Source organism: Lysinibacillus sp. FSL K6-4013, assembly GCF_038630435.1.
GTDB classification, from domain to species: domain Bacteria; phylum Bacillota; class Bacilli; order Bacillales_A; family Planococcaceae; genus Lysinibacillus; species Lysinibacillus boronitolerans.
The window spans coordinates 2441158-2458964 of record NZ_CP152031.1 but is presented as its reverse complement, the minus strand read 5'-3'; the positions used below and the strand labels follow the sequence as shown (position 1 = coordinate 2458964).

18 protein-coding genes and 1 pseudogene are annotated in these 17807 nt (G+C 35.4%); 12 read left to right on the top strand and 7 right to left on the bottom strand.

Translation table 11 applies throughout. The annotated features are described in order from the left end of the window. Positions 1-92 precede the first annotated feature (92 nt). A complete protein-coding gene (locus MHB39_RS12180; protein WP_342543862.1) occupies positions 93-977 on the top strand; it encodes a LysR family transcriptional regulator in 885 nt (294 codons plus the stop codon). A gap of 103 nt (positions 978-1080) precedes the next feature. Here the strand turns inward: MHB39_RS12180 and MHB39_RS12175 are convergent, their stop codons facing one another. After that, entirely contained in the window at positions 1081-1980 is a 900-nt protein-coding gene (locus MHB39_RS12175; RefSeq protein ID WP_342543861.1) for a PhzF family phenazine biosynthesis protein, read from the bottom strand. A 124-nt stretch (positions 1981-2104) separates the two neighbouring features. On the opposite strand from MHB39_RS12175, the gene MHB39_RS12170 reads away from it, so the two are divergent. Then, positions 2105-2986 carry a LysR family transcriptional regulator gene (locus tag MHB39_RS12170; protein ID WP_342543860.1) on the top strand — a complete coding sequence of 294 codons (882 nt, stop codon included), beginning with the start codon at positions 2105-2107 and terminating at the stop codon, positions 2984-2986. A gap of 93 nt (positions 2987-3079) precedes the next feature. Here the strand turns inward: MHB39_RS12170 and MHB39_RS12165 are convergent, their stop codons facing one another. Next, positions 3080-3991 (bottom strand): DNA-3-methyladenine glycosylase, encoded by a 912-nt coding sequence (locus MHB39_RS12165; RefSeq protein WP_342543858.1) that lies wholly within the window; start codon positions 3989-3991, stop codon positions 3080-3082. A 162-nt stretch (positions 3992-4153) separates the two neighbouring features. Between MHB39_RS12165 and MHB39_RS12160 the strand changes: the two genes are divergently transcribed. The 4 genes from MHB39_RS12160 (at position 4154) to MHB39_RS12145 (ending at position 6939) form a co-directional block, all read left to right on the top strand. After that, on the top strand, positions 4154-4867 hold the full coding sequence (locus MHB39_RS12160; RefSeq protein WP_342543856.1) for a 2OG-Fe(II) oxygenase: 714 nt from the start codon (positions 4154-4156) through the stop codon (positions 4865-4867). 85 nt (positions 4868-4952) lie between these two features. Further along, positions 4953-5573, top strand: a complete 621-nt coding sequence (locus MHB39_RS12155; protein ID WP_339279869.1) for a bifunctional transcriptional activator/DNA repair enzyme AdaA — start codon at positions 4953-4955, stop codon at positions 5571-5573. Next, positions 5557-6090, top strand: a complete 534-nt coding sequence (locus tag MHB39_RS12150) for a methylated-DNA--[protein]-cysteine S-methyltransferase (RefSeq protein ID WP_342546903.1) — start codon at positions 5557-5559, stop codon at positions 6088-6090. Before MHB39_RS12155 ends, MHB39_RS12150 begins: the two co-directional genes overlap by 17 nt. A gap of 30 nt (positions 6091-6120) precedes the next feature. Continuing rightward, positions 6121-6939: a radical SAM protein gene (locus MHB39_RS12145; protein WP_342543854.1), complete on the top strand. Its 819-nt coding sequence runs from the start codon at positions 6121-6123 to the stop codon at positions 6937-6939. A gap of 87 nt (positions 6940-7026) precedes the next feature. Here the strand turns inward: MHB39_RS12145 and MHB39_RS12140 are convergent, their stop codons facing one another. Continuing rightward, entirely contained in the window at positions 7027-7176 is a 150-nt protein-coding gene (locus tag MHB39_RS12140) for a hypothetical protein (RefSeq protein WP_016992948.1), read from the bottom strand. A 265-nt stretch (positions 7177-7441) separates the two neighbouring features. Between MHB39_RS12140 and MHB39_RS12135 the strand changes: the two genes are divergently transcribed. Both MHB39_RS12135 and MHB39_RS12130 read left to right on the top strand, forming a co-directional pair. After that, positions 7442-7891, top strand: a complete 450-nt coding sequence (locus tag MHB39_RS12135; RefSeq protein WP_342543852.1) for a GNAT family N-acetyltransferase — start codon at positions 7442-7444, stop codon at positions 7889-7891. Positions 7892-8114: 223 nt separating this feature from the next. Continuing rightward, positions 8115-10271 (top strand): ATP-dependent helicase, encoded by a 2157-nt coding sequence (locus MHB39_RS12130; RefSeq protein WP_342543851.1) that lies wholly within the window; start codon positions 8115-8117, stop codon positions 10269-10271. Positions 10272-10335: 64 nt separating this feature from the next. Here MHB39_RS12130 and MHB39_RS12125 read toward each other — a convergent pair whose 3' ends face one another. Further along, positions 10336-11205, bottom strand: a complete 870-nt coding sequence (locus tag MHB39_RS12125) for a LysR family transcriptional regulator (protein ID WP_342543850.1) — start codon at positions 11203-11205, stop codon at positions 10336-10338. 183 nt (positions 11206-11388) lie between these two features. On the opposite strand from MHB39_RS12125, the gene MHB39_RS12120 reads away from it, so the two are divergent. Next, entirely contained in the window at positions 11389-12282 is an 894-nt protein-coding gene (locus MHB39_RS12120) for a DMT family transporter (protein ID WP_004230404.1), read from the top strand. Positions 12283-12444: 162 nt separating this feature from the next. Here the strand turns inward: MHB39_RS12120 and MHB39_RS12115 are convergent, their stop codons facing one another. Continuing rightward, positions 12445-13065, bottom strand: a complete 621-nt coding sequence (locus MHB39_RS12115; RefSeq protein WP_342543848.1) for a class I SAM-dependent methyltransferase — start codon at positions 13063-13065, stop codon at positions 12445-12447. Positions 13066-13494: 429 nt separating this feature from the next. Here MHB39_RS12115 and MHB39_RS12110 point away from each other — a divergent pair, with 429 nt between their 5' ends. Then, positions 13495-13815, top strand: coding sequence for a metalloregulator ArsR/SmtB family transcription factor (locus MHB39_RS12110; protein WP_004230401.1), 321 nt, complete (start codon positions 13495-13497; stop codon positions 13813-13815). Positions 13816-14361: 546 nt separating this feature from the next. On the opposite strand, the gene MHB39_RS12105 is transcribed toward MHB39_RS12110, so the two are convergent. Beyond that, positions 14362-14637, bottom strand: coding sequence for a YqhV family protein (locus MHB39_RS12105; protein WP_009371666.1), 276 nt, complete (start codon positions 14635-14637; stop codon positions 14362-14364). A 563-nt stretch (positions 14638-15200) separates the two neighbouring features. After that, positions 15201-15713, bottom strand: a pseudogene (locus MHB39_RS12100) (LysE family translocator); the annotation flags it as partial. Positions 15714-16001: 288 nt separating this feature from the next. Between MHB39_RS12100 and MHB39_RS12095 the strand changes: the two are divergent. Together MHB39_RS12095 and MHB39_RS12090 are read left to right on the top strand one after the other, a co-directional pair. Continuing rightward, the gene (locus MHB39_RS12095) at positions 16002-16526 is read left to right on the top strand and encodes a sigma-70 family RNA polymerase sigma factor (protein ID WP_342543846.1); all 525 of its coding nucleotides are present in this window, start codon (positions 16002-16004) and stop codon (positions 16524-16526) included. Further along, positions 16519-17535, top strand: a complete 1017-nt coding sequence (locus MHB39_RS12090) for an LCP family protein (RefSeq protein WP_342543845.1) — start codon at positions 16519-16521, stop codon at positions 17533-17535. Before MHB39_RS12095 ends, MHB39_RS12090 begins: the two co-directional genes overlap by 8 nt. Positions 17536-17807 lie beyond the last annotated feature (272 nt).

Sequence of the window (17807 nt, the reverse complement as noted above, 5' to 3'; positions counted from 1 at the left end):
ATACTTAAATTACTGGTAAACTATACATAAAACAAATATATAATTATTGCTTATTCATAAATATTATTTATGGATAGAAAGGTTGGAATGGAATGAATTTACATGCATTGAGGATCTTTACGAATGTAGCCAAGCTTGGGGGAATTACTGCAGCGGCGAATAGTATGCTACTAAGTCAACCTGCTGTTACCATACAAATTCGAAAATTAGAGAATGAAATAGGGGCAAAATTGATTGAAGGTAAAGGGCGTGGAATTCAATTAACGTCAGAGGGGAAGTTTTTATACGAGCAAGGCATGCGTTTATTTTACTTAGAAGCACAAATCGATGAGAAGCTTGGGAAGTTTTTAGCAAAGGAAGACAAAATACATATAGCGTCCTCTTACATCCCTATTAATTATATACTTCCGCCTATCATAGCTAAATACAAGCTTGCGCATCCTCAAATTGAATTTTTTGTATCGTTAGGCAATGTTCGATCTGTGGAGGAGCAAGTTCTGAATTATGAAGTAGATTTTGGCTTTGTCGTTCAAAGTAAAATTGGTCATGAAGATTTACAATTTGAAAAGGTATTGAATATCCCGTTTTGGTTTATAGTCCATCCTTCACATCCTCTAGCAAATCAAACGGTCTCCATCTATGAATTATCGAACGAGGACTTTATTTATCGGGAACGTGGTAGCTCGACACTCGATTTATTGGAGTCCATTTTTTACACATTTAATGCGCCATTACCTAAATTAGGGCTTCAAATGCAGGGCTTACACGAATCCATAAAAGTAGTGGAAGCGGGGTACGGCATGACTTTAGCTCCGTCCTATAGTGTAGATGAAAGTATAGCAAACGGGAAACTTGCTCAAGTGTATGTTGAGCAGGCAGCTATTCAGCAAAGTTTATTTATTTGCTCTCGAAAAACCGATCTCATGGAGCAACCATTTTTGCAATACTTAAAAACGCATTTAAATGCATTAAACTAACCACTTTATTTGGCATAAATAAGACTTCTCTAAATTTAAGTGAAGAATTTAGAGAAGTTTATTTTATGATGATAATTAACACAGAAAATTCAGAAAAATAGTATTATAAAAGTATTTTTCCCTCTATTGAAACAACTGCTGCTCCCGCTACTTCAATAACAGCGTTCTCCCCATCAGGTGTAATCGTGACATAAAGAGTTCCAGGTCTATTAATCGTATGGCCTTGCCCAATTACTAATTGATGTTTTTCTTGTGGAGCTAGTATATTTTCTAGATATAAATAACCACCTAATGCACCGTTTGCTGCCCCTGTAACTGGATCTTCATCGATCCCTATATTTGGGCAAAAATCTCTTGTATAAATATCAAATTCCCCATTTGTGTCAAAGGTAAAGAGGTGAGTGGTTGATATGTTAAAATGATTGTTCATCTTTTTAAGCTCATTTAATTTAGGTTCTGCTTGATCAATTGCTTGACGTGTTTTAACGGGAACCATAAGATGTGGGACCCCTGTGTTCGCTATTTTTATCGGGTATTGATCATCAATGTCCGTTTCCTCTAAACCGACAAGGTCCGCAACGACTTCAGGGCTAATGTCTATACTTTTTACATGGGGACGTACTTGAGTCATGGACACGCTCTTTAAGTGATTGTTTTCCGTAATCCATTTTACAGGAATTAGTCCAATGTTTGATTCAAAGATTATTTTCTCGTCCTTATCAATCCAATTGTACTTATTAGCCATTAACCATGCTGTACCTAACGTAGCGTGACCGCAAAAGTCAACTTCTTTTGTAGGAGTAAAATATTTTATTTGATAATCTGCATTGTCATTTGTTGATGGTAAAAGAAAGGCCGTTTCCGAAAGGTTTAATTCATTGGCTATGTTTAGCATTTCCTCATCTGTTAAATTTTCTGCATGAGGTATGACGCCAGCTGGATTTCCTCCAAACGTTTCTGTGGTGAATGCATCAACATAAAAAAACTCTACCACTTTTTTCATTGCTATCTCCTCCTTCATTCTAAGATTATTGTAGTATGATAGAATTGATAAGTAAAATTCATGTTTTTAATCTTAAACATGAGGAAGTCGAATGGAAAGTTAAATCTTATACGGAGGTTATCTTGTGAACCTTTTGCAAATAGAAATATTCGTCAAAGTAGTGGATATTGGTAATTTCACAAAAGCAGGAGAAATATTGGCGATGACACAATCGGGCATAAGCCATAATATCGCTTCATTAGAGTCAGAACTCGGTATTAAACTTTTGAATAGAGGAAGAAATGGCATCTCATTAACAGATAGTGGTGAACGTATTATCAACAATATGAGAAATATCTTATCCGAAGCAGAAAGCATTAAACAAGAAGCGGCTTCTATTTTAGGAATACAAAACGGAAAAATAAATATTGGCAGCTTTTCAAGTTTCGCTTCAAAAGTGTTGCCAACGATCATATCACGGTTTAAAGGAGAGTTTAAGGGAATTGAAATCGATTTTTATGAGGGGAGCTATGACCAAATTACACGTTGGGTAGAAGAGGGGAAAGTGGATATAGGTTTTACATCTTTAAGTAACCCTATGGATCATTTTGAGGCTACTACCATAGTAAGAGATAGATTAGTAGCAATCGTACCGATTCATCATCATCTTGCCATAAATGAACAAGTAAAAGCGGGAGAACTTCAAGGGGAGGTTTTTATTATGCCTCAGCTAGGATGTGAAGTGAGTGTTAAGAAGTTTTTACAGGAACAAGAGGTATCCCCAAACATAGAGTTTAATGTGGAAGAAAATCAAACAATCATTGCAATGGTGCGTGAAGGATTAGGCATTACAATCATACCAGAACTAGCTTTACCCTATAATTTAGAAGGGACCATTGTAAAACCTCTCTTACCCGAACCTTTCCGAGAAATAAGCATGATTACTCGCTCAAAGAAGCAATCCCTTCCCGCTGTCAAAGAGTTTATAAAAACAACCATTGATTGTATCAAAGAATTACAGCTCTAATAAGCATTCTGTATCCATTGAATAAAACGTAGCTACATAAGAGCATGTTTTGATTCATTTTTTCAAGACATGCTCAAATCAAGGTGATGATATTTAGTAAAGAACACGCCATAAATAGAAGGTAGCGTAGGATTCCCAGTTTTTCCATGGTATCGAGAGCGCTAAGATTTCCTCTTTCGTAGGCTTTCGGTTCATATTCCGTAATGTTTTTATTGAATTAATCAGACCCACATCATCGATTGGAAAAGCTGTCTGAAACCTCAGGCAACGCATTAGCACGTAATTGGCTGTCCAAGGTCCGATTCCTCGTATTTTGATTAAGCTTCTTTCTGCCTCTTTAAAATTCATGTTCATTAATTGGTCCTTCGATAATTCTCCGCTTGCCATTAATCTTGCAATGCCAATAATATATTCACTTTTTTTAACTGTCATTTTAATAGCTGCTAGGTCAGTAGGTTCTAACTGTGCAATTCGTTCGTACGGAGGGAATACCCAATACTTTTTACCCTTCCATTCGATAGAATCGCCAAAGCTTTCTACAAATTGTCTCTTTAAGGTGTAGGCAAATGCGAGGTTAATTTGTTGTCCTAAAACGCCCCAGCATAACGCTTCAAATAAATCGGGGATGCCGATAACTCGTAATCCATAGAATTTTTGGGCAGGTATTTGAAGTAATGGATCTGAATTTGCCATTTCATAAAATGGTGTTAAATCGTTATCAAGATCAAACCATTCATGAATATAGGTGACAATTTTTTCCCGCTCCCACTTTTCAATAGGTCTAGAATCATTTAGGAATTGAATAATCATTTGTTGATTATCGATTACGCTTATCTTTACTAAAGACTGCATTTCTCCAATGGCTATCACTTTTGTGATGATATTGTTCTCTATTGCATACAGGCATTCATTTTTTTCTCTTGTTAAATAGCCTAGATTTGCATTCATATCAAAATTTGCTGGTAAGGTAATGATCATCACATCGTCAACGTCATGCCATATCACTTTTTCATTCCCCTTTTCAACATACACAGTTTGTTAGTTTACTTTATCATAAAAGTAGCTTTACTCATTTTGTTATCTTGCTATTCCATTCTAAACGCCTTATTTTTTTCTATTGATGAGGTTATAGTGTTAGTTATTAAGAAGGCTAAGGAGGGAATAAAAATGGTCCAAGATATTCAAACACGTGTTGGCAGCTTAGAGTGGGATGCCATTCAACATGAACTAGATAAGCAAGGATTTGCAAAGCTTCCAGCAATCTTAACAAAAGAGAAATGTGAATTCTTAATAGGGTTGTATAGTACAGAAGAGCCATATAGAACGGCCATTAATATGACGAGGTATCGCTTTGGGGAGGGGGAATACAAATATTTTTCCTATCCATTGCCTGAAATTATCCAAAGTTTAAGAGAGTCCTTTTATCAAGAATTGGCCAAAACAGCTAATCGATGGTTAGGTTATTTAAAGAAAACAGCACAGTTTCCTGCTCAGCTTCAAGATTTTTTGAACACTTGTGAAGAATTTGAACAAACTAGACCGACACCGTTACTCTTAAAGTATGAAACAGGTGGCTTTAATTGTTTGCATCAAGATTTATATGGTGATGTGTTCTTCCCGTTTCAAGTAGTATTTGTATTAAATCAACGCGAACAAGACTTTTCTGGTGGAGAATCACTCCTAGTGGAACAAATTCCACGTGCTCAGAGTAGGGGACATGTTATTACGTTAGATCAGGGCAGTGCACTCATCTTTCCTACGAACCATAGACCTGTTCTAGGTAAAAGGGGATATTATAAACATACGGTTCGTCATGGAGTAAGTACGATTACTGCTGGAGATCGATACGGTCTTGGCATCATTTTTCACGATTCTAAATAAAAAAACTTCAATATCTTGCTATTCCATATCCAGAATTGTACATTGTGAATTTTTAGGGAGTATATTGTAAGGAGAGGTGAGATAAATGCTGGATCCTATGAATGATGAAAATAAAACTTTGAATAATGTAGAAATGATGACAGATGAAAAGTGGCAAGCCATTATCACGAATGATACAGCGTACAACAATCAATTTTTCTATGCTGTCAAGTCAACAGGGATATTTTGTAAACCATCCTGCAAGTCTCGCGTTCCGAAAAAAGAGAATGTATGTATTTTTGCAACTGCAGAACAAGCACTCCGCGCAAATTTTCGCCCTTGTAAACGTTGCAAGCCAACTAATGAAAATTTGCCTGATAGCGAGTGGGTTGATATTATCACAGCATACATTGATCAAAATTTCGCTGAAAAATTAACGCTAGAATCTTTAGCAATGATTTGTCATGGGAGTCCCTATCATATGCATCGAACATTTAAAAAGATTAAAGGCATGACGCCCGTTGAGTATATACAACAAGTTCGCGTACACGCGGCTAAAAAGTATTTAATTCAGACGAATAAAGCAATAGGCGATATTGCCATATGTGTGGGTATGGCGAATGCGCCCTATTTTATTACTTTATTTAAAAAGAAAACCGGTCAGACCCCAGCGCAATTTCGTCAAATGAGAAAAATGGAGGAAATAAATGATGGAAATAAAAAATAAACCAACCCTTTATTGGTCTTTACTCAAGTTTGAGGATTGGCATTTTTATATTGCTGCTACCTCCAAGGGCCTTGTGTTTGTAGGTTCACAGAACAAACCATTCGAGGAAATGTTTGAATGGGCGAAGAAACGCTTTCCAGGAAGTCCTCTTATTGAAGATGAGGAAAACCTTGCACCCTATGTCAATGAAATCATTCAGTATCTAGCAGGAAAGAGGCAAACCTTTTCTATCCCATTTGAGTACGAAGGTACGCCATTTCAGCTAGCAGTCTGGCAAGCACTTTGTGAAATTCCTTATGGGCAGACCAAATCCTATTCAGACATTGCCCATGCTATCAATAAACCAGCAGCGGTTCGTGCTGTTGGAGCGGCTATTGGTGCTAATCCAGTGTTGCTTACTGTACCGTGCCATCGTGTAACAGGAAAGAATGGCTCTTTAACTGGCTATCGGGGCGGATTAGAAATGAAGAAATTGCTCTTGGCCCTTGAAGAGCGAGGTTCGTCTAGCAATGCATAATACTTGCTACACATGGAATGGAGGGTCCGTATGAAAAGCGAATTATTCTATAAGCATCCAAAAACCATTTTGAATAAAGGGACCGGCTTTCTTTCTGGCTATACGCATTCACTCAATCCTTATACAGGCTGTTCCTTTGGATGTTCCTATTGCTATGTACGTCAAATGCCTGTATCTCTTTTTCGAGAAGGGGAATGGGGTAGTTGGGTCGATGTTAAAAACGGTGCGGCGCATGTATTAAAAAAGGAGCTTCATCGTGCCAAAGCCAAAGGGCCTGTAACCATTTTTATGTCCTCAAGTACAGACCCGTATCAGCCAATAGAGCATAAGGAAAAAGTGACGCGATCTTTACTCGAAGTGATGCTAGAGGATCCCCCTGACTTCTTATTTGTACAAACGAGAAGTCCACTTGTCAGTCGAGATATTGATTTGCTGCGACAATTTAAAGATAAAGTACGAGTAAGTATGACAATTGAGACAGATTCGGAAACGATACGTAAACATTTTACGCCAATGGCACCTCCAATCCAAGCGCGTTTTAAGACATTGGAAAAATTAGCAGCTGCGGACATTCCGACCCAAGTTGCTATCGCTCCCATTTTACCAAGTGGAGAATATTTTCCTTTGAAATTGAAGCAACTCGTCGATCGGATATGTATAGATGACTACTTCATGGGAGATGGCAGTGGTGGAAAACGCACAAGAAAACTTGAGATTGAGAAAAAATATGACCAACTTGGTTTAGAAGAATGGTATGGACCAGATGTAATAAAAAAAGTATACAACCGATTTATTGAAATCTTTCCAGAAAATCATGTTTATATAAGTCAGGCTGGGTTTGAGCCGTAAAATGCTGTAATAGATGGATTATAAAAATAGCCCCAATACCCATCTTTACTGAAGTGAGTATTAGGGTTTCTTCACATGATAGTATGATTAACGTTTGTTTTCATTTTGAATTTGACTGAAATCTACTTCTTCAGCAAACTCTTCTCTGTTTTTACGTTCATTGTTAGCATTTTGATTTTGATTCTGCTGTTTTTTGTTGTCTTGCGTTTTATTATTTTTATGTTTATTATTTCCCATTTTCATCTCACCTCCACCATTAGTGTGAGTGTAAGATGTTTTTTTATCCGTAGAACTTACATTTAATTCTTCAAGTAATGTGCTTTACTTTATTAAGGAGTACAGTATGACTGAAAATTTACCTAATTTATTTCTTAGACCATCAAAATAATATATGATGAAAGTAAACAGGCCATATGTTTTAATAACCAAACAAACGGTATCCGAAGTAATTGTGAAGAATGGTAATGCACCAACAACAGATAGCACTTAAGGAGGCATCGTAGTGAACCAACACAAAATAATTATTACGCAATATACCCCCCAATACGCTGAACAAACAGTTGCTATGTGGCGAGATAGTAAGGAACAGGCGATTGGTCAGAAAGAAATTCACACCTTTGAAAGTCATGTATATTTCTTAAATCATCTATTAGCTGAGCAGTTTCACATCGATTTAGCGTTAATGGATGAAAAAGTAGTTGGCATGATTGCCTATAACGAAGAAGAAATAAGCCAACTATATATTCATATTGACTATCAAGGGATGAGCATAGGTCATACATTACTAGATAAAGTAAAAGCACAATCAAATGGGCGATTAACTTTATACACATTTGAGGTTAATGAAAATGCCCAACGATTTTATGAAAAACATGGATTTAAAATCATAGGGAGAGGACATGAAAATGAAGAGAATTTAGCTGATATTCAATATGAATGGATAGCCAAATAAAAAATTTTACTAACGAGCTACTAAAAAGCGTTGTACATTTTGTATATACGCTTTTTTGTTTTTGATAAGATCTAAAAATGATGAAGAGGCAAACAATTTCCTTAACAGCTAAGATCACTCGAATGAGTAGTAGTCGAGCTTAGTTGCTTTAATGCTCTTAAGAAGTTAATCAGTATCATCTGGTATAATAGAAAATAGATTTTTTTAGAACGGAGTAATTGATATGAATGCAGCGCAAAAAGCATTTTTTGAGGAAAAGGAGCGGTCACTTGGCGTTAATCTAAATGATGTGCAGAAGCAGGCGGTGTTGCAGACGAATGGACCGCTGCTACTATTGGCATCTCCTGGTTCAGGAAAAACAACGACGATTATTATGCGTATTGGCTATATGATCGAGGCGCTTGGTGTCAAACCTGCTCGCATCAAGGCTGTCACATTTAGTAAGGCATCAGCAAATGATATGAAGGCACGTTTTGCAAAGTTTTTTCCGCATTTGCCACCAGTTGATTTTTCGACGATTCATAGTTTAGCATTTCAAGTTGTGCGGGAGACACTTGAACGTCAGGGCATTTCGTATGGGATTATGGAAGAAGCGGATCAGCCTGGTGTTATGTCAAAAAGACGAGTGCTTCGTGAGATTTTTGAACAATTAAATGGCTCGAAAATTACGGAAGATCAGTTAGACGAGCTACTGACGTACATAACGTTCATCAAAAATAAAATGCTGCCAGAACAGGAATGGGCAATTGCAGAAGTAAAGGTGCCAAAAAAAGTCGAGATTTTACACCGATATGAGGAATATAAGCGCACAGCTAGTGACCGATTGCTCATTGATTTTGATGATATGCTGTTAATGGCGAATGATATTTTTACGAAAAATCGAGAGGTATTGGCGCAATATCAACGTCGATACGATTTTTATTTAACGGATGAAAGTCAGGATACATCGCCAGTTCAACACGCGATCATCGAGAAGCTCGTCGCAGTCCATCAAAATTTATGCGTTGTTGCCGATGAGGATCAGGCTATTTATAGCTGGCGTGGTGCAGAGCCAGATTATTTGTTGAATTTCCAAAAGATTTATCCAGAGGCACATGTCTTACTAATGACACAAAACTATCGTTCATCTGCCTCGATTGTAGAGCCAGCCAATCTATTCATTCAGCGTAATAAAAAACGATATAACAAACAAATGTTTACGCAAAATCCTGCAGCAGAGCCAATCTCATTTAAAATCCTAGAGAATTATAGCTTACAGGCGAAATATGTAGTGAATCAGTTAAAAAATTTGTCTAAGCCTGGCTCAACGGCTGTTTTATATCGAAATAATACGTCAGCCATTCCACTTATGGACGCGTTAGACAGAGCGGGCTTGCCTTTCTATATGAAAGATTCCACCATTCGCTTTTCTACGCATTGGGTTGTGGAGGATATTATGAACTTCATGCGTCTAGCGTACAATACAAAAAATATCTCGATATTTGAAAAAGTTTACAGAAAAATGAATGCTTATCTTACACCAACGCAATTAAAGGCACTGCAGAAAGTACAGGAGGATGGCTGTGTATTCACACGATTGTTAGAGCATGTGGAATTAAAGGAATATCAGCCAGAATATATTAAGCGAATTCGCAAAACGTATGATAGCATTCAATTTGATCAAACAACACCAACAGCCATGCTAGAGCATATCCGTTATGACTTTGGTTATGAGCGTGCCTTAAAGAAAATGAGCGAGGACCTCGGTTTTAATTATGAAAATTTACTAGATATTGTGGATGTACTTGGGCTAATTGCTCGCCATACATCGACGATGACCGAATTTGCGGGCCGTTTGAAGTACCTTGAAAATTTAGCACGTACATCTCATCTGAAAAATGAAAAGAATGCCATTACATTAACAACCTTACACAGTTCAAAGGGCTTGGAATTTGACCGTGTGTATTTGATTGACTTAATTGATGGAATTTTACCTAGTGAGACGGAAGAAGCGATAGAGGAAGAAACAAGGCTCTTTTATGTCGGTATCACACGTGCAATTCGCCATTTGGAATTAATTTCGTACAACAAGCGCTTTAAAGCAAGTGTGGTGCCATCGATGTTTATGAACGCGTTAAAACAAATCGTCTCACCTCAGGAGTTGCCAAAGAAAGCGTCGAAAAATCCAAGGAAAGCACCGAAGCAATACCGTAATGATCGGACAATCACAAAGGAGTCAGCACTAATCGTCGGCTCCAAGGTAAAGCATGTGATGTTTGGAGAAGGCGAAATTTTGGCCATCACAAGTAGCACGATCAAATTGTCATTTGATGCAGGGATAAAGCAGTTTATGACGGATACATGTTTACAGCAAGGCTATTTAGAAGCGGTGGAGGATTAATGCAGCGTATTCGAGATTTTTTCGAATACGCTTTTTTCGTTGTGCAAAATAATAGCTAAACTTCTTATTTTCTCTTTCGATAGGATAAATATTCTATAAATCTCTTTGCTGCAAGTGACAGCGATTTTTGCTCTCTCATCGCAATTCCAATAGTGCGAAAAGCAGGAACTTCTAGCTCTTTCGCGATAATTTGGTAAGGAATGCGTTCTAAAATCAGTTCAGGTAATATACTGATTCCTAATCCATTTTCCACCATTGACATAATGGCATAGTCGTCCCATGTTGTAAAAGAAATGTGCGGCGAGATATTGTGCTTCTCGAAAATTTCGGAGATTTCAGCTTTTGCGCCTTTTTCTAAAAGCATGAATGGACTGGTCAATAGTTCACTTATAGGAAATTTATCGCAATCAGCAAGAGGATGATCCTGATGAATGACGACCAACAAACGGTCTTGCTCTACAAAGATTGTTTCCATTTCAGCTTTTGTTGGCAGTCGTAAAAATCCAAAGTCGACCCTACCTTCGATAATCCAGCTTTCGATTTCGGTGTAATCTCCTAATAGTAACTCGAAATCAATCCCTGGATAATCCTGCTTAAAGAATTTGATCATATAAGGTAGCCAATGGGTTGCTACACTAGAAAATGTACCAATTCGAATGATTCCTGATTGGATATCATGTAAGTCATCGATCTGCATCATTAACATTTCATGCTCATTGCATATACGTTGTAATTGGGGCAGTAACTTTAAGCCATCAGATGTTAAGCTGATTCCGGCACGACTTCTTTCAAAAAGGGATATTCCCCATTCTGATTCTAAATCGTTGATCATACGGCTGATGCCGGACTGTGTATAGTTTAATGCATCGGCAGCTCTTGTAAAGCTCCCATATTCTACCGCTTTGACAAAGGCCATATATTTTTGGATATTCAAAACGCTATCCTCCCTTGCATGCTATTTTGTTATAGATAACATGACAAACATTCAATTTTGTAATACTTATGTGTATGCTATGCTATTCCCATTACAAAAGCAAGTTGAAAGGGAGTGGAAGAAAAGGAAGGAAAAAAGTATCTAATAGTATCTATTAAAATGCGTAGGTTAGGGGGGGCGACCATGAAATCTAAATTTCAATTTATCGTATCAATGATTATTTTTGGCACAATTGGTTTAGTTGTTCGTAACATTAATTTAGCGGCGAGTGAAAGGGCTTTACTAAGTAGTTTCCTAGGATGCTTATTTTTACTGCTCATCTTCTCCATAATGAAGAAAAAAATATCCTGGAATTTAGTAAAAACGAATGCTTTATTTTTGATTCTCTCAGGCGTTGCATTGGGAGGAAACTGGATTTTTCTCTATCAATCCTACGACCACACATCACTTGCCAATGCCACACTAGGATATTACTTTGCACCAGTATTTGTAATGATACTTTCACCTGTTGTACTTAAGGAACCATTATCCATTAAAAAAATAATATGCATTGTCATTGCAATGATCGGTATGATAATGATTGTAGGAGAAGGGGTGAGTGCAACGGAATCAGATGATTTCCTTGGACTTATCTTTGGATTGATGGCAGCTGCTTTTTATGCTGCTTTGTTACTTTTAAACAAATTTATTAAAGAGATGGACAAGCTAGAGCTGACCATTATTCAACTTGGAACGACCGCATTATTACTGCTGCCGTATGTTTTTTTGACAGAGGGCTTTGGGATTTTTGGATTATCAAGCGCATCTATTCCTTTTATTTTAATTTTAGGTATCGTTAATACAGGGATTGGATTTTGGTTGTTTTTCTCGGGAATGGAGAAATTGAAAGGGCAGAGTATTGCGATGCTCAGTTATGTCGATCCTTTTGTAGCTATTTTGATTTCTGCAATGATATTGCAAGAGCAAATGACCCTAGTTCAAATTATCGGCGGGGTATTCTTATTAGGTTCTACATTTGTTAGCGAAATTCCATCCTTTAACTTTTCAAAACAACTCATGAAAAAACAAATAGAGTAACAAATTCTTACATGGTATTTACCATTTATAAGGTTATTCCATTACTAAGACAACAATCAGCCAATTTTATTTGGACTGATTGTTGTTTTTTAAGCTCTGATAAGATGCTTGAGCTCCTTGATGAGTTTTCTCCGAAACATTCATTGCGATTATACGATTTAGCTAAGAGCGTTTAATAACTTCAATATATCGATACATACCCTTTAACATAACAGATTCATCTCTTATAATTTTGAGCCTATGATCATTTTGGTTAAACAACTCCTCAAAACTTCGTCCAATATCTGTTCCTAACATACTTATAAATGGCCTTACCAATTTTTTTGTTAGCGTTAGTTTTTGATTTTTAGGAGCAAATTTATCAAAGATAAGAATTCTACCATCCTTCTTTAAAACTCGTATCATCTCTTCAAAGCATTTATTTTCATTAGGAACCACAGAAAGAATTAAACTAGCTACAATATAGTCAAATGATTCATCTGCAAAAGACATTTTTTGAGCATCCATTTCTAAAAAATTGATAGAAGAGTGCTCGAATTTATGTTGAGCTTTCGCTAGCATATCAGGAGAATAATCAATAGCTGTTATATCATAATCAACATAGTTGATTAATTCTAAATCAGCCCCAGTACCAATACCTACATAGAGGATTTTTTGCTTACGCTGAAAAGGTACTTCTTGAAAAATCCTCTTTCTAGTCTTTAAAAACGCACCTGTGTTAAAAAGTTTATCGTAAAAGGAAGAGCCAATATGATAGATAATTTTGTTCCACGTATTATTCAATGCTACATCCAACCTTTCTACAGTGCGTAAGAGTTTCTAAAATCCTGTGACCTCTCCGAAAATAGGAGCCTACACAATCATCTTTGTCATTATGTCAAAATATCATAAAATCCCCATGAAAATCATAATTCATCTGCCAATCATCATAAATCGATGGCTTCTTTATTGAAAGAAATGTAATTTGCCAATAAATAGTGACAGGGACAGCTTAAGAAAGGGAAGTCAAAAGCCAAGTACATAAATAAGTATGTATAATAAGCCTAACTTGTGGATGCCTACGCTTATTAGCCAAAGAGAGACCAATATTTTTTAAAATTTTTGACAGACATATTAGGTAGTGCTAGTATGTTTGACACACATATTAGTGATATCGAATATGATCATATCAAAACATATTAGCTAAGTCTAATATGAATTGGAGGAGATTTTGTGACAGAAAAAAATATTGATTTAAAAATCAAACTAATTCATGGATTTTCAAATAAGGTAAGACTTCAAATTTTAGAGTGTATCAAAGAGAAAGAGAAGACAGTATCTCAAATCGTCGAGGAATTAAAGGGGAATCAGTCTAATATCTCTCAACACTTAGCCTGTTTAAAAGGTTGTGGCATTATTGTTGGTCGTAATGAAGGAAAATATTGCTACTATAGTTTGAGAAATGAGCGTATTCGTGAACTTCTTGAAATGTTTGATACGGTTTTAGTAGATGTTCATGCTGATGTCGCGTGCTGTGTAAACCATGTAGATTAAAGGGAAGTTAAATATAGGCAAGGTTTGTAGTACTGAGTAAGATGGGAAGTACACTAACTAATCGGGTTAGTGGTCGTAAAGGTTTGATCAAGGTTAATCCAAAGTAGAAAACTACCTGATGTAGTGTAATGTTAATTTGAATAGAAATAAAAAAGGGTTACAGAGGTAATGTAACCCTTTTTGAGGGAGGTCGTGACGGTCAACCAACGCCACCACCGTATAAGTGCGTGCGATACACTCAATACTAATTTGTGCAAGCAAAGGCTAATTATACATAAAAAAGCAGCGTCGTCACACGCTACAGTGATTTAATGAACATGATTAGGAAGAATTATAAAAAAATTTTCAAATGGACGGATAAACATGTTATGTGATTCATAAAGAGTTTAACAAAGATTATGAATGGAATCAGGCTATAAAATAAATGTTCGAGACAGAAGAAGACTTATGTCCAAAATGGTGGATGGGAAGATATCAATCTACTTACTAATTTCATATTCTGGCATTTTCATACTTTATAATTATTATTTTAGTAATATTTTATGTTTACTTAATATGTGAGCTAATAATAATAAGTGTTATACCTGTAAATAAGCAAATGATTCTCGTCACAGGTATTTTATCTGCTAGTCCAAATAAGGCAATTGCTGTCGTTACGATTAAAACGGTTGGCCCAACCAAAGCAAGCATTGTATTAATATAAAATGCTTTTTCTAAATTATTTAACTTTAGCATCAACAACCCAGCACTTACTTCAATACTCCCAGACAATACACGTAAAATAACCATCGCAAGAACCGACTTTTCAATAATTGTCATCATCCTATCTTTATAGAAAATTTAATATAATTCCAACATGAATAGAATAATAGATTTTTGTTTTAATGAAATACTAAAATCAATATATGTCTGATTCGTATCTAATATTCTTATTAGATAATGCTTTATATGAAGTGATTTTCTAGTTAAAAGTTCAAAGAATTAGAATCAGTTTTATAAATCCAATTTCTGTTTTTAATAGGAAATAGTATGGGCAAAATAGTTCTTTCAATGGTACTTAAAAAAGATGCAGGTTTTCAAATATCTTAATTAATTGAGGGGATTTGCTAGTAGCCTTGGAGCTAGATTAAAATATGGAGCAAAACAAGCACTCAAAAAACTATTAGTAAGTTGAGGATTCCCAGTAGCCCTAGGTGAAAAAAGATATCCCTTCTTCAACTAAAGGAGCTTTACTTCAATAAGGAGTGGAAGGAAACTTATCATCACTATATTGAAAGAATGTCAGAAATAAAGTCTGCAGTAAACGAACGGATATTAATTAAGAAACAGTCCCTTCAAATTTGAAAGGAACTCTTAGGTAGGGGGCATTGTTTTATTTTACAAGTTTAATGTGGAGCTTTTGTTTGAAGTAGCTTTAACCCCATACAAAAAAATATCATTCCCGTTATTTTATTCAGAAGCATACCTAATTTTTGGTTTCCTCTTAGTTTTTTAGTAACGTACGAGGAGAAATAAGCAACAAATAAACATCATAGGAGTTCAGTTGCTGTAAATGTAAGCCCTAATATTAACAAGGAGCAGGATCTGTTGCTTTTACATCTATAAACTGCGGAAGAAAAGCAATAATAAATAACGAGACTTTTGGATTCGTTAAAACTGGTTAAAAGACCTTGTATATAAATTTTTCTTAAGTTTAATTGTTTCAAAACCTATGTTGGATTTATCAAATACCATTTTAATTCCTAGATAAACGAGATAAATTACATCAATAATCTTAAGCCATAAGAAACAAATAACGTATGAACCAAGGAGCCAGTAATAATACCGAATACAGAATAAACACCAGCTCTTTTACCTTGTGAAATACTTCTATCAACAATATACATGGTATCAGCACCTCCATCTGTTTTTGGGGTGCCCTTATCATATTAAAGTAATTGAAAGAGAATTTAATCTGCCACAATAAATAAGAGCATGTTTTGAACAATCTTTTCAAAACATGCTCTTTAGATTTGCTCTCATATCAAGGTTGGTATCATTAATTTAATCCAACATGATTAACAAATCGCAATTGTTACAAGTCGGTAACGGATATTTTGGAGTTATTTTTAAAAATTGAACCTTTCTTGAATTGATAATCGTCTAATAGAAGAATTTGGGAGCAGGTTGAGAAGGAGGGAAGTAGATTGGGTAGAGAAGAAAATGATTTCATACTAGAAAAATTGATGATTGATTATGGTAATGAGTTGGTACGATTAGCGTTTTCATATGTGAAAGATGCAGAGATTGCGAAGGACATGGTTCAAAATACGTTTATCAAATGTTACAAAAACCTTGATTCATTTCGCTTTGACGCACAAATTAAAACATGGCTTTATCGTATTACCATTAACGAATGTAAGGACTATTTGAAAAGTTGGAATTACAAAATGGTACACGTAAAAAGTTTTATTAATGAAACGGCGAAGTCAATATTACCTTCAACAGAAAAAACAGTACTTGATAAATACAATAATGAAGAAATTAAAGATACGATTTTTTCTCTACCAAAAGTATATCGGGAAGTGGTTTATCTATACTACTACGAATCATTGACGACTGATGAAATTGCCAATGTTTTAGACGTTTCGGTAAATACAGTGAAAACTCGATTAAGAAGAGCAAAACAACGATTAGAGTCGATGATAAAGGAGGCAGAAGTTAATGAATGAGAAACGTTCAAAAACTAATTTTTCTAATAAGTTAAATCAAGAACTACAATTTACGAAAGAAGATCGTCAAAAAGTATTTGAACAAATCAAGAAAATAGACAGGGATTCTCATATGCAAAAAAAGTCACCTATTTTCCTACAAAAATTTGCACCAGTAACAGTTTCTATATTAATAATAGGTCTATGTTTATTTTTATTTTTGCCATCATTACTCCCTGGAAATCTGACTAAAGAATCTAATATACGTACTACAAGTAACCAAGTGGTTGAAGAAGAGAAGGTTTCAACTACATTAATTACGGTGAAATCAAAAGAGATGGATAATAGAATTTATCTAAATCTATTACTTACTTATAATAAAGATAAAAAGATGATGAAAGTTGTATCATTCCCTGCTGAGACATATGCACCAGTATCGACTAATAATGATGGGACACCTTTGTACGATAAATTATTGTTTGCATATAAATTTGGGGGCGCTGATAATGTAAAAACGACTGTTTCAAAATTAGTAGCTTTACCAATTGATTATTATTCAGTAATTGATGTGGAAACTATTTCAACGCTCATTGATTCTGTAAATGGATTAGAATACGATTTGTCAGAAGATATTCGAGTGAGAGCAATCACACAAGTAGCATTTGAATTTGAAAAAGGATTACAGCGTTTTAGTGGTGAAGAAGTTATCGCATTGTTAATGGCAGCCACAGAAGGTGTAAATCTAAATGAAGAAAATCTCGTAAATCTATTGCAAGCTATAATTAATAAAATGGAAGTTGAAATGTCACCAGTACAATTAAAAAAAATGTTTACTCAAATGGAAACGAATACATCACTTGATTCATTGTTAGAAAATCAGCTAGAAATTCAGTCAATAAAATTGGTTTCTTTAAGCAACGGAATGCAAACGGATTCAATAACACTAAGTGAGACTGAGGGTAAATTTTATTATAAATTTGAAAAAGATTTTTTAAATACTATATCAGATAATTTAACGACCTTTAACTAAGTATAATATACAAACACATACAAAATAACGTTCCCAAATCAAAGTTTGGAAACACTTGAAAAAGCCATGAGCGTGAACTGCACTCCCATTGTTAGACACAATTTAATAATGGGGGTGCAGTTCATTTTCGTGGCTTTTTCTATAAATTTTATTTATACAGCTTATTATGCAAGAAGCGAAAACACTAGATACACTAATATTTAGACGTTTATGACTTGCCGTTCGATGTATATTTCTTAGTGTTGTCAATCCGCATTTCCCTTGCAGCACTC

Excerpts from the sequence above, each read along its gene's own strand:
- MHB39_RS12120 (WP_004230404.1), top strand. The coding sequence starts at position 11,389 with ATGAAATCTAAATTTCAATTTATCGTATCAATGATTATTTTTGGCACA.
- MHB39_RS12160 (WP_342543856.1), top strand. The coding sequence starts at position 4,154 with ATGGTCCAAGATATTCAAACACGTGTTGGCAGCTTAGAGTGGGATGCC.
- MHB39_RS12180 (WP_342543862.1), top strand. The coding sequence starts at position 93 with ATGAATTTACATGCATTGAGGATCTTTACGAATGTAGCCAAGCTTGGG.
- MHB39_RS12155 (WP_339279869.1), top strand. The coding sequence starts at position 4,953 with ATGCTGGATCCTATGAATGATGAAAATAAAACTTTGAATAATGTAGAA.
- MHB39_RS12145 (WP_342543854.1), top strand. The coding sequence starts at position 6,121 with ATGAAAAGCGAATTATTCTATAAGCATCCAAAAACCATTTTGAATAAA.
- MHB39_RS12150 (WP_342546903.1), top strand. The coding sequence starts at position 5,557 with ATGGAAATAAAAAATAAACCAACCCTTTATTGGTCTTTACTCAAGTTT.
- MHB39_RS12105 (WP_009371666.1), bottom strand. The coding sequence starts at position 14,637 with ATGATGACAATTATTGAAAAGTCGGTTCTTGCGATGGTTATTTTACGT.
- MHB39_RS12140 (WP_016992948.1), bottom strand. The coding sequence starts at position 7,176 with ATGGGAAATAATAAACATAAAAATAATAAAACGCAAGACAACAAAAAA.
- MHB39_RS12130 (WP_342543851.1), top strand. The coding sequence starts at position 8,115 with ATGAATGCAGCGCAAAAAGCATTTTTTGAGGAAAAGGAGCGGTCACTT.
- MHB39_RS12175 (WP_342543861.1), bottom strand. The coding sequence starts at position 1,980 with ATGAAAAAAGTGGTAGAGTTTTTTTATGTTGATGCATTCACCACAGAA.
- MHB39_RS12090 (WP_342543845.1), top strand. The coding sequence starts at position 16,519 with ATGAATGAGAAACGTTCAAAAACTAATTTTTCTAATAAGTTAAATCAA.